This is a genomic window from Nitrosomonas communis, from assembly GCF_001007935.1.
Taxonomy (GTDB): domain Bacteria; phylum Pseudomonadota; class Gammaproteobacteria; order Burkholderiales; family Nitrosomonadaceae; genus Nitrosomonas; species Nitrosomonas communis.
In genome coordinates this window covers 3,331,525-3,343,832 of record NZ_CP011451.1, presented here as the reverse complement: position 1 = coordinate 3,343,832, position 12,308 = coordinate 3,331,525, and the positions used below count along the sequence as shown (strand labels likewise).

The following is a 12,308-nucleotide window of genomic DNA, read 5'->3' as shown; positions in this document are numbered from 1 at the left end:
GGGTTTAGTGTTCGCTAGCAGGTTATAATGTATTGGGTTGTAAATTTTGCTCGGAAAAAATAAAGGTTATAAGCATGAATGATTCAATAGTCAATCAAGAAGCAGTAACACTAGATGATTGCATTCAGCATGCGAAAGTAGTGCTGGATGAACAGATCGCGCATATTAAGAGTAAAAAATATGATTTTGCTCCTCAATTCAAGGAGATGACCATTCAACTTTATCTGGTTGGCGTGATGTGGCAGTTCTATGAAAAGCATGATTCTACAGAAATAGCTCGTGAGAAAGCATTCTCAACGCTATGCTCAATGATGATGAAGGATGGTATCAAACCTAAGCGAGCACAAAAACAAGTAGATTTTCTTAAGAGAATATCTAAACTAGAAGATGGGGATGATGCTTTGGCGATAGCAATTGGTCATGAATCGTCGCCTGGAGATGAGAGTCTGGCGGAGGTTTTTGATCATTATGTTGATGAGATTGGAGTTTCTGGTTCTGTATGGCGGCATTATGATCTTGGAAAAAAAATCATATTATTTGGTGGATTATTGACGGGCTTTGCTGGAGTATGGTTTGTCACCATTTTTTTGCCTGAAAGCAGTGATATTTTTATTTTAGCTTTTGGTCTGCTGACAGCCTTTCTTTTTATAGCTTCAGTATCTGTAATTGGACTACTGATTTATCGTATTAAATTCAAGAAAAGAAAACATCCAGACATACCCCCTGCTGCATAATAAATGCAGTTTAAAGGTAGATGTCGTTGTGATACATACATGTGGTAATAATAGTTGGAACCTAAAAAGAGCTTTTTTGTGCAATTATTTAATTTAGCCTGTTTCTTGCAAAGTAATGAGTGCTGATATCATTGATGGCAATACTATAGCGCGTAAAATCCGTGCAGAATTAAAAATACGTGCTGAGAATCTTGCAAAAGAGGGTATACAGCCGGGCTTGGCTGTTATTCTAGTAGGCGATGATCCAGCTTCTGGTATTTATGTGCGTAACAAGGCCAAAGCCTGTAGAGAATCAGGAATTCGCTCTGAGGTGTACAATTTTCCTGGTAAAACGTCTCAAGAAACCGTGCTCCAGCAGATCCATGTATTAAATGCAAATCCTGAGATTCACGGCATTTTAGTGCAGCTACCTTTGCCACGACATTTTGAAAGTCATCGAATCATTGCTGCTATCGCGATTGAGAAAGATGTGGATGGATTCCATCCTTGTAACGTCGGTGCACTCGTAACGGGCAATGCTTTATTTTTTCCTTGTACCCCTTATGGTGTCATGATGATGTTAAAAGAGCACGAAGTATTAATCGAAGGACAGCATGCTGTGGTTGTAGGGCGCAGTAATATTGTGGGTAAGCCAATGTCATTAATGCTTCTGGAGAAAGGAGCTACCGTCACCATTTGTAGTTCTAAAACAAGAAATTTGGCTGAACACACTCGCAACGCAGATATTTTAGTCGTCGCTACCGGGAAGCCACGTATGATTATGGCTGAAATGGTCAAGTCAGGCGCAACTATAATTGATGTTGGGATTAACCGTATGGAGGATGGGACACTATGCGGAGATGTGGATTTTATGTCGATAAAGGAAAAAGCCGGCTATATTACACCTGTTCCTGGAGGAGTTGGACCGATGACGATTACCATGTTAATGAGTAATACCATTGAAGCGGCTGAGCGCGCTAGGGCGGTTATGTGATTTTTGTCTAAAATTGACCAGTATATTATTACCAAACTGAAAGACGGAGCTGCAATTCAATATGAATTCACAAGATATTGATCCACAGGAAACACAGGAATGGCTGGAGGCATTGGAATCTGTTCTTACCAATGAAGGAGCAGAGCGAGCACATTACTTATTGGAAAAATTAGTTGAAAAAGCGCGACGTTCTGGCGCATATCTTCCTTATAGTGCTAATACGGCTTATATCAACACCATTCCGGTGGGTAAAGAGCAGCGTTCGCCGGGTAATCACGCCATAGAGCACCGTATTCGTTCTTACGTACGCTGGAATGCGCTGGCGATGGTCGCTCGCGCCAATCGAAATACCAATGTGGGAGGACATATCGCCAGTTTCGCCTCAGCGGCAACCTTATATGATGTTGGTTACAATCATTTCTGGCGAGCAGCGGGTGAGGAGAAGGGAGCTGACCTCGTCTATGTTCAGGGACATTCATCGCCTGGAATTTATGCCTATGCATTTTTACTGGGAGTATTAACTGAGGAGTATCTTGATAATTTTCGTCAAGAAATAGGGGGTAAAGGACTGTCATCCTATCCACATCCATGGCTGATGCCGGATTTCTGGAAATTCCCAACCGTATCAATGGGGTTGGGGCCGCACATGGCGATTTATCAGGCGCGCTTTATGAAATACTTGGGTAGTCGCCAATTAGCCGATACCGAGGGGCGTAAAGTCTGGGCTTTCACAGGTGATGGTGAAATGGACGAGCCTGAGTCGCTAGGGGCCATTTCACTTGCTTCACGCGAAAAGCTTGATAACTTGATCTTTGTAGTGAACTGTAATCTTCAGCGCCTGGATGGCCCTGTCAGGGGCAATGGCAAAATCATACAGGAATTGGAGGCAACGTTTAGAGGAGCGGGCTGGAATGTTATTAAAGTCATTTGGGGTTCTTACTGGGATCCTCTTCTGGCAAAAGATACCAAAGGGCTTCTTCAGCAACGCATGATGGAATGTGTGGACGGAGAGTATCAGACTTTCAAAGCCCGAGATGGGGCTTATGTCAGAAAGCATTTTTTTGGTAAATATCCTGAGTTACTCGAAATGGTTGCTAATATGTCAGACGATGATATTTGGCGACTAAATCGGGGTGGGCATGATCCGCACAAGGTCTATGCTGCCTATGCTGCTGCAGTCAAACATAAAGGGCAACCTACCGTGATCCTTGCCAAGACTGTCAAGGGGTATGGAATGGGTGAGTCAGGTGAGGCACAGAACATCACTCATCAGCAGAAGAAAATGGGCACAACCTCACTCAAGGCATTTCGTGATCGATTTGGTTTGCCCGTCCCGGATGACAAGATCGACGAGATTCCCTACCTTAAATTTGATAAGGATTCACCGGAATTTACTTATATGCAAGATCGACGTAAAGCCTTGGGTGGGTTTTTACATCATCGTGAACGGAAGGCAGAAGCCTTGCAAATACCCCCTTTGTCAGCATTCGAGACCTTATTGAAAGGGGGAGGTGAAGGAAGAGAATCTTCTACTACTATGGCATTTGTGCGTATTCTTAATATTCTGACCAAGGATAAAAATATCCGTAAACATATTGTGCCTATCGTCGCGGATGAGTCACGGACGTTTGGTATGGAAGGAATGTTCCGTCAACTCGGTATCTGGTCATCAGTAGGGCAGCTCTATATCCCCGAGGATGCTGATCAGCTTATGTTTTACAAAGAGGATAAGAATGGCCAGATTCTCCAGGAAGGCATCAATGAGGCTGGCGCTATGTCTTCTTGGATTGCAGCAGCCACAGCCTACAGCACCCATCATGTGCAAATGATTCCTTTTTATATTTTTTATTCCATGTTTGGCTTTCAGCGTGTAGGGGATCTTATTTGGGCTGCGGGCGATATGCGCTGTCGTGGTTTTCTGCTAGGTGGAACAGCTGGGCGAACCACATTGAACGGTGAAGGTCTGCAACATGAAGACGGCCATAGTCACCTTGCTGCTTCTACTATTCCCAACTGCATATCCTATGATCCTACTTATGGCTATGAACTGGCGGTGATCGTCCAGGATGGCTTGCGGCGTATGTATCAAGAGCAGGAAGATGTGTTTTATTATATTACTGTGATGAATGAAAATTACGCTCAGCCTGATCTTCCTAAAGGAGTTGAGCAAGGAATATTGAAAGGAATTTATTTGCTGCGTGAAGGTGCTAGGAATAATAAAAGTACACGTATCCAGTTGCTTGGTTCGGGGACGATATTACGCGAAGTGATTGCGGCAGCAGACATTTTGCAAAAGGACTATGGGGTGGTTGCAGATATCTGGAGTGTCACCAGCTTTACTGAATTACGACGTGAGGCGTTGAGTATCGCGCGTTGGAATATGCTGCACCCGAATGAATCTGCTAGAGTGCCCTATGTAGAAAGTTGTTTGAAAGATCGTGAAGGGCCTGTGGTGGCTGCCACTGATTACATGAAGATTTATGCGGATCAGATACGAGCATTTATACCAGGTCGCTATTGTGTGCTGGGTACAGATGGATTTGGGCGTTCTGACACGCGTGAAAAACTCAGACATTTTTTTGAAGTGGATCGCTATTACATTACCGTTGCAGCATTGAATGTTCTGTCAGAAGAAGGTAAGGTCCCAGCAGAACAGGTTGCTCAGGCAATCAAGGCGTTCGGCATCAATCCGGATAAACCAGATCCCGTTACGCAATAGACGGCGGGTATATTGATTGCCTACATCATGGTGGTCTTTTGTTGCTCATTGATAGATTAAATGTAGATTAAGGATAGGGCGTGAGTGAGATCAAAAAGGTAATGATTCCAGATATTGGCGACTTTAAGGATGTGCCAGTCGTAGAAGTTCTTATCAATGTTGGCGATAAACTTAAGGCAGAGGATTCGCTTATTACGTTGGAATCAGACAAGGCTACTATTGAAGTTCCTTCCCCTTATTCCGGTACTGTCAAGGAAATTACTGTCAAAGTAGGTGATAAGGTATCTGAAGGTTCAGAAATTCTTGTTATGGAAGTTTCAGCCGAAGAAGAGAATAAGCCGGCTGCTACTGAAGCTATTTCTGAAGAAGAGAGTAAAACGATTTCGGCTGGAGCCATTTCTGAAGAAACAGCAACGGATCGCAAGACTGTGAGCACTAAGCCTGAAACCGCAGTAGAAATGCCTGCTCCAAGTCAAGAAACCTACTCAAGCAAGCTATTACAGTTGCCTGCACAGTATGCGGAAGGGGGACAGTCCATTCTTACACCTGTGGCTAAGCCCCATGCTGGCCCATCAGTTAGACGTTTTGCCAGGGAATTGGGTGTGGATTTAAGCAAGATAGTTGGCAGCGGTCCCAAACAGCGCATACTTAAGGAAGATATCCAGGCTTTTGTCAAACGAGAGTTAATGAAATCACCAACATCAGGTTTGGGTGGTGGACTGGATTTATTACCCTGGCCTCAGGTCGATTTTGCGAAATTTGGGCCAATTGAATTGAAGCCGTTAAGTCGCATTAAGCAAATCTCAGCTGCTAATCTACACCGTAATTGGGTCATGATTCCACACGTAACCCAGTTCGACGAGGCGGATATTACTGATCTAGAATCGCTTAGAAAAGAATATAATGAAAAACAGCAAGAGAATGGGATCAAATTAACCATACTTGCTTTTCTCATGAAAGCTGTGACTGCAGCATTAAAAAAATATCCAGAATTTAACTCCTCATTGGATAGGCATAATGAAGAATTCTCTCTGGTACTCAAACGCTATTATCATTTAGGATTTGCGGTAGATACACCCAATGGTCTTGTCGTGCCTGTTATTCGAGATGCTGATCAGAAAGGTGTAATTGCGATAGCTGATGAGTTAGGTAAACTTTCTTCAGTTGCGCGAGAAGGGAAATTAAAACCGACTGACATGCAAGGGGCTAGTTTTACCATTTCTAGTCTTGGCGGGATAGGTGGCACGGCCTTTACGCCTATTATCAATGCCCCTGAAGTGGCCATCCTGGGAGTCTCAAGGGCGAACTTGAAGCCAATTTATCGTAATGGTGAGTTCGTTCCTCGTTTGATTCTTCCTCTGTCGCTATCTTATGATCACAGGGTCATTGATGGGGCATCGGCTGCACGTTTTACTTCACATTTAGCGAATATATTGGCGGATATGCGCCTTGCTTTATTTTAAAGTTTCCAAGATAGCATTATTCAGCTAGAGCACATTGTTCTTAACCTCTCTTCCTCTAAATTTCTTCTTAAGTAATGTCTAATGAAACATTCTCCCTGATTGGGATTTATGGAGGGACATTTGATCCAGTTCATTTTGGACATTTAAGGGTGGCAGAAGAACTTATTGAAATTTTACAATTGGATGAAATTCGTTTTGTTCCTGCAGGGCATCCACGCTTGCGCAATGAGCCTATTGCTTCGCAGCATCACCGTAAAATCATGCTTTATGAAGCTATTCGTGATAATAAAAAATTCTTTCTGGATGATCGAGAGCTCAGGCGTTCTGGAGAAAGCTATAGTGTAGCATCGCTACGTGAATTAAAAGAGGAATTCAAAGGAAAAAAGGTGGCATTTTGTTTTATTATAGGAGTAGACGCATTTCTGAAACTGCCAAATTGGCATCTTTGGCGTGAGTTATTTGAATTAAGTCATTTGGTTATTGTCAATCGTCCAGGTCATATTTCTTTTCAGCATCAAGCGTGCTTACCACCAAAGTTACAGGAGGCATGCTCAGATCGCTGGACAGATGATGTAAACGCCTTGAAGCATGTATCATCTGGATTTGTTTTTACAGCAGAGACCACATTATTGGACATTTCTTCGACCACCATCCGAGCCTATATCGCAGCAGAAAAAAGTGCACGTTATCTGCTTCCCGATAATGTACTGAATTACATCGGCACACACCATGTTTACACGAGGGAAAATGAAAACAGATGAGCTACTAAAGATAGTCATTGCTGCACTAGAAGATCTGAAAGCACAAGATATTCTTGTATTGGAAGCAGGAAGAATTACCTCATTATTTGACTATATGATCATTGCTAGCGGAACTTCAACACGCCAGACCAAAGCGTTAGCTCATCATGTGCAGGAAAAAGTGAAAGCTGCGGGAGGTAAAGTCTATAGTATTGAAGGCGAGCAAGCTGGAGAATGGTTATTGGTAGATTTAGGCGATATCGTAGTGCATATCATGCAGCCTACTATTCGTGAATACTACGATTTGGAATCGTTATGGGCAGAATCCAATGCAGTCAAGAAAAAAATGCTTTGAGGTAATATGAAAAGAGCAAGCGTATTTTACTCCATTTCCAAATCAACAATGACGCGAAGGCGAGAGCCGCAGACAGTAAAAATAGTACGGCAAAATGAAGCCGGCAAAGTCAGGTTTGATTTAGAAATGAGATAAATAATGAAACTCTATATCTTGGCTGTAGGAAATAAAATGCCTGATTGGGTAGTGGCTGGTTTTATGGAATATACCCAGCGCATGCCAAGGGAAATACCCATTCATCTGATCGAAATTAAACCAGATAAACGGGGCAGTAAGCAAAATGAACAGTTGTTACTTGCTGAGAGAGAACGTATTCAGGCAGCCCTCCCATCGGCTTGTTACATTGTTGTCATGGATGAGCGAGGTAAACAGTTCACTACCATTCAGTTAGCTGAGACGCTGATTGATTGGATGAGAAATGGTAGAGATGTTGTATTTGTTATTGGAGGTGCAGATGGATTACACCGTGATATCAAGATTATGGCTAATGAAATGCTGGCACTTTCCAGACTTACATTTCCCCATGGTCTAGTTCGTGTATTATTGGCAGAGCAACTTTATCGAGCTTTATCAATTATCAGACAGCATCCTTATCATCGTGTGTAGCCTGCGGTAGAGAGTTTATAAAAGTTGTAATGAGTCTACTGTGTAAAAAGAAGTTATTAAAGAATAAATTTAACAAACACTTACTCTATAAATTTTAAACATCATGACGTTTGCTGGACATTATATCTATCTAGCTTCGCGCAGCCCCCGTAGAAGGGAACTGCTGAAACAAATTGGGGTAAGACATAGTGTGTTGCTCATGCGAGAAACAGTATCTCGAGCTGTTGATATTGATGAAACCCCCCTTCTGGATGAATCTCCAACTGATTATGTTTATCGTATTACCCATGCCAAGGCGGAAGCAGGGAGGATACGTTTGATCCAGCGCAAGTTGCCATTATTTCCTGTCTTGGCGGCTGATACGATTGTTGCATTGGATGGATGTATTTTCGGAAAACCGAAGGATGCCATTCATGCCGAGGAGATGTTGACTGCACTTTCAGGCAGAACGCATCAGGTCTTGACTGCGATTGCTCTGAATTTGCAGGGGACGATCAAGCATCGTTTGTCAATTACTACAGTGCGTTTTCGTGAGATTGGTAAACGAGAAATTCAAGCATGTATTGCGGGCGGCGAGGCTTTTGATAAAGCAGGGGCTTATGCAATTCAAGGTATGGCAGCAGCCTTTATTGTTGAGATTTTTGGTAGCTATAGTGGGGTTATGGGCTTACCATTGTTTGAAACAGCTCAATTACTGGAAGAGTCTGGAATAAAAGTGTTTCCCGAGAGCTAGAAAAATAGATTGCGCTATCCTTCTAAATGAGTAATGAAATTCTTGTTAATGTTACCCCACAGGAAACACGTGTTGCTGTTATAGAGCAGGGGGTTGTACAGGAGTTACATATAGAGCGAGCGAGCAGCCGGGGAATTGTTGGTAATATTTATAGTGGCCGGGTTAGCCGTGTCCTGCCAGGTATGCAATCGGCTTTTATCGACATTGGCATGGAACGAGCAGCATTTCTCCACATAGGAGATATCAAGGAATTAAGTTCAAACGCTACAGAGGATAAACCTATTGAGCGATTGCTGCACGAGGGGAACAATATTCTCGTACAAGTGATTAAAGATGCCATTGGTACAAAGGGAGCAAGACTTTCTACCCAAATCAGTATTGCTGGTCGAATGCTTGTTTATTTACCGCAGGAATCCCATATTGGTGTTTCTCAGCGTATTGAAGATAATGTCGAGCGTGAATCATTACGTGAGAAACTGCAACATATTCTTCCAGTTGATGCCAAGGGAGGCTACATCATACGAACGATGGCTGAAGCGGCAAGCGAATCGGATCTGCATGCAGATATAGAGTACCTGCATAAGCTTTGGCATGATATTCAAAATAAAGCATTAACAGTTAGCGCTCCTGCGCTACTTTATCAGGATTTAGATCTAAGTCATCGCATGTTGCGTGATTTTGTTAATGATGATACTTACCGCATTCTGGTAGATTCATGCGAAACTTACTTGAAACTGATCATTTTTGCTCAAAACTATATGAGCAATGTTGCAAGCAGAATCGATCATTATACCGGAGAGCGCCCCCTCTTCGATTTATATGGGGTCGAAGAAGAAATTGAACGATCACTTGCTCGGCGGGTTGATCTCAAATCAGGTGGCTATGTCATTATTGATCAGACCGAAGCGCTAACTACCATGGATGTCAATACGGGTGGCTTCATTGGTGTGCGTAATTTTAATGACACCATATTTAAGACCAATTTGGAAGCAGCCCAAGTCATAGCGAGGCAACTCCGTTTGCGAAATTTAGGGGGCATCATCATCATCGATTTTATCGACATGGAGGATGAAGAGCATAAAAAGGCAGTATTGACAGAACTCAACAAAGCATTGATGAAGGACAGGACACGTATGACGGTCAATGGTTTCTCTGCCTTAGGTTTGGTAGAGATGACAAGGAAGCGTACACGTGAAAGTCTTGCTCATATTTTATGTGAACCATGTCCAATTTGCCAAGGACGAGGGCAAATCCGGACAGCGCAAACGATCTGTTATGAAATCTTGCGTGAACTGTTACGTGAGTCACGACAATTTGAAGCGAATGAATTCCGTATCCTTGCTTCGCAGCATGTGATCGATTTATTTCTGGATGAGGAGTCACAAAGTTTGGCGCAACTTGCTGACTTTATTGAAAAACCTATTAGTTTGCAGGTGGAAGCGTCTTATACACAAGAGCAGTATGATGTTATTTTGATCTAAATAATAAATAAATGCTGAGATTGCCGCTGAGTTATAAGAATTATCGGGCAAAAGGTAAGCATTAATCTTATAGCCTTTGCCCGGAAGTTATAGCGTGGTGTTATAGCTTATTTATGCATAGCAACGTAATCGACGTGAAAATTTTTCCAGAACTTCAATTCCACTTTCTTCCGCACGATGACACCAATCTTCGAGTTGTTTAACTAATTCATCTTTCGAAGCGGTAGAGCGTTGCCATATGGCTACCAGTTCTTCACGCATGGTATAAACTTTATCAAGATTTTTGGTTTTACTTAAAACCAGATTCAGTTTAATACGTTCCTCTTCTTGCAAGGTTTTCGCATCTGCCAATATCCAACGTTTAAGTGTGTTCCCATCTATTCCATGGTGGGAAGCGACTTCTCGTAAATGCTCTACTTCCTTCTTAAACATTGCTTGGAGAGATTGGGTATATTTCGCCAGTACCTCATAACGATGAGCAATTACAGCTTGCAGGGTATCGAAATCGCACTGGGTTTTAGTTTTGTTGATATTAAGCTTGGGTGCAATTTTCTTGACGGTTGCTAATCCCATCATTTCCAGGATACGTATATATAGCCAGCCAATATCAAATTCAAACCATTTATTGGATAGTTTGGCTGAAGTAGGGTAGGCATGATGGTTATTGTGTAATTCTTCTCCCCCAATCAGAATGCCCCAAGGAGCTACATTACGGCTGGCATCTTCTGCCTGGAAATTACGATATCCCCAATAGTGACCAATGCCATTGATGACTCCTGCAGCAAATACAGGTGTCCACATCATCTGTATGGCCCAAATGGTAAGACCGATAGGGCCAAATAGAATGAAATTGATAATTAGCATTAATCCAACGCCACTTGCGCTAAATCTGCTATAAACATTGCGTTCTATCCAGTCATCTGGGGTACCGTGCCCATACCTTTCCAAGGTTTCTTTGTTTTTTCCTTCTAACCGATAAAGCTCTGCCCCTTCGGTCAATACTTTTTTAATTCCAAAAATTTGAGGGCTGTGTGGATCATCTAAAGTTTCACATTTTGCGTGATGCTTGCGATGAATAGCGGTCCACTCCTTGGTAACCATACCGGTAGTCAACCATAGCCAGAAACGAAAAAAATGGCTGGGAATAGGATGCAAATCTAGCGCTCTGTGAGCTGAATGTCGATGAAGATAAATGGTGATACTTGCGATCGTGATATGGGTGATTACTAACGTAACCACGATATACCCCCACCACGGTAAATCTATAAGTCCTGATAATGCTGAAACGATGTCTATGTCCATAATAATATTTTTATTCCTCCGTGAAAAACAGACTATGGTTCAATAATGAAATCTAAAGAGATGTATAAGGTTAGTCAAGATATTTCGTAATGATTTATTACAAAAGTTATGCAATTTTTTTTATGAAATTTTCCAATAGATAGCGTGGTATAAAATTATTTAATAATCTTCCACTTACCTGGGGGAAGGTTTGTCAGTGTGTACTTGCCAATTGTTGTTCGAATTAAACGTAAGGTAGGGAATCCGATCGCTGCTGTCATATGACGTACCTGCCTGTTTTTGCCTTCGGTAAGGATAAGTTCTAACCAGGAAGTAGAAATATTTTTGCGAAAGCGTATGGGTGGGTTTCGTGACCAAATATGAGATGGCTGTTGTATTAGACGAACTTTTGCAGGTCGAGTTCTATAACATTTTAATATTATTCCTTCGCGTAATGGTTGGAGATCTGATTGATCGGGTATACCCTCTACTTGTACCCAATATTTCTTTGCTTGCTTGAATCTTGGATCACTGATTTTATGCTGTAATACTCCAGCATCAGTGAGTATGACTAATCCTTCACTATCGGCATCTAGTCGTCCAGCTGGGTAAAAATCAGTTATCGGAATAAAATCTTTTAATGATTGATATCCAGCTTGGGGTGTAAATTGACAAATTACTCCGTATGGCTTGTTGAAAAGAATCAAGTGTGCCATGGCTTAATTCCAGCGAGAAAATGCATGGTTATGTTTTCACTATATCGGGAGAGATAACAGCACGCAAGATGGTATTTTCAGTATCGGCATTTTGTTTATAGCTAAACCACCAGATGGCTCCTTTTTTGATGCTAAAGCCGGTACGGTCAGGGCAGATCAATGAAGCTGCAACATTGCCCAAGGTAGGTTGATGGCCAACTATCAGGATGGTACCTTCCTCGTAAGGCCAGCTAGCCGCGGCGAGTACTCTATCGGCAGTAGTACTGGTTCCTACTTCCAGCGTTGTTTCAAAATTATTGCTCAGTGCCAAAGCCGTTTGCTGAGTTCGTTTTGCGGGACTGACCAGAATGCGCGTGTTCTTGGGTAATCTTGGTTTAAGCCATTGAGCTATATTGCGAGCCTGCTGCACTCCTTTCTCAGTCAGTTTGCGTGCGGCATCAGGGAATCCATCATCTGCTTCCGCATGGCGCCATAGGATAAGTTCCAAATTGTCCTCCTTAAACAAAA

General features: G+C 42.4%; 12 protein-coding genes. 9 read left to right on the top strand and 3 right to left on the bottom strand.

What is annotated here, in order from left to right:
• The first annotated feature begins 74 nt into the window (after positions 1-74).
• From AAW31_RS15035 to rng, 9 genes are all read left to right on the top strand, one after another.
• Positions 75-734, top strand: coding sequence for a hypothetical protein (locus tag AAW31_RS15035; RefSeq protein WP_046850855.1), 660 nt, complete (start codon positions 75-77; stop codon positions 732-734).
• Between the two features lie 115 nt (positions 735-849).
• The gene (gene folD, locus AAW31_RS15030) at positions 850-1,707 is read left to right on the top strand and encodes a bifunctional methylenetetrahydrofolate dehydrogenase/methenyltetrahydrofolate cyclohydrolase FolD (protein WP_046850854.1); all 858 of its coding nucleotides are present in this window, start codon (positions 850-852) and stop codon (positions 1,705-1,707) included.
• Positions 1,708-1,768: 61 nt separating this feature from the next.
• Positions 1,769-4,426, top strand: coding sequence for a pyruvate dehydrogenase (acetyl-transferring), homodimeric type (gene aceE / locus AAW31_RS15025; RefSeq protein WP_046850853.1), 2,658 nt, complete (start codon positions 1,769-1,771; stop codon positions 4,424-4,426).
• An 80-nt stretch (positions 4,427-4,506) separates the two neighbouring features.
• Positions 4,507-5,889, top strand: coding sequence for a dihydrolipoyllysine-residue acetyltransferase (gene aceF, locus AAW31_RS15020; RefSeq protein ID WP_046850852.1), 1,383 nt, complete (start codon positions 4,507-4,509; stop codon positions 5,887-5,889).
• Between the two features lie 74 nt (positions 5,890-5,963).
• Entirely contained in the window at positions 5,964-6,650 is a 687-nt protein-coding gene (nadD, locus tag AAW31_RS15015) for a nicotinate-nucleotide adenylyltransferase (protein WP_046850851.1), read from the top strand.
• The gene (gene rsfS / locus AAW31_RS15010; protein WP_046850850.1) at positions 6,637-6,984 is read left to right on the top strand and encodes a ribosome silencing factor; all 348 of its coding nucleotides are present in this window, start codon (positions 6,637-6,639) and stop codon (positions 6,982-6,984) included. Before nadD ends, rsfS begins: the two co-directional genes overlap by 14 nt.
• Positions 6,985-7,122: 138 nt before the next feature.
• Positions 7,123-7,590: a 23S rRNA (pseudouridine(1915)-N(3))-methyltransferase RlmH gene (rlmH, locus tag AAW31_RS15005; RefSeq protein WP_046850849.1), complete on the top strand. Its 468-nt coding sequence runs from the start codon at positions 7,123-7,125 to the stop codon at positions 7,588-7,590.
• A gap of 103 nt (positions 7,591-7,693) precedes the next feature.
• Complete coding sequence (locus AAW31_RS15000) at positions 7,694-8,323, top strand: Maf family protein (RefSeq protein ID WP_046850848.1); 630 nt, start codon at positions 7,694-7,696, stop codon at positions 8,321-8,323.
• 26 nt (positions 8,324-8,349) lie between these two features.
• On the top strand, positions 8,350-9,804 hold the full coding sequence (rng, locus tag AAW31_RS14995) for a ribonuclease G (protein ID WP_046850847.1): 1,455 nt from the start codon (positions 8,350-8,352) through the stop codon (positions 9,802-9,804).
• Between the two features lie 111 nt (positions 9,805-9,915).
• On the opposite strand, the gene AAW31_RS14990 is transcribed toward rng, so the two are convergent.
• The 3 genes from AAW31_RS14990 to AAW31_RS14980 form a co-directional block, all read right to left on the bottom strand.
• Positions 9,916-11,106 carry a DesA family fatty acid desaturase gene (locus tag AAW31_RS14990; protein WP_046850846.1) on the bottom strand — a complete coding sequence of 397 codons (1,191 nt, stop codon included), beginning with the start codon at positions 11,104-11,106 and terminating at the stop codon, positions 9,916-9,918.
• 155 nt (positions 11,107-11,261) lie between these two features.
• Entirely contained in the window at positions 11,262-11,801 is a 540-nt protein-coding gene (locus AAW31_RS14985) for a pseudouridine synthase (protein WP_046850845.1), read from the bottom strand.
• Positions 11,802-11,829: 28 nt separating this feature from the next.
• Positions 11,830-12,288: a SixA phosphatase family protein gene (locus AAW31_RS14980; RefSeq protein ID WP_046850844.1), complete on the bottom strand. Its 459-nt coding sequence runs from the start codon at positions 12,286-12,288 to the stop codon at positions 11,830-11,832.
• Positions 12,289-12,308 lie beyond the last annotated feature (20 nt).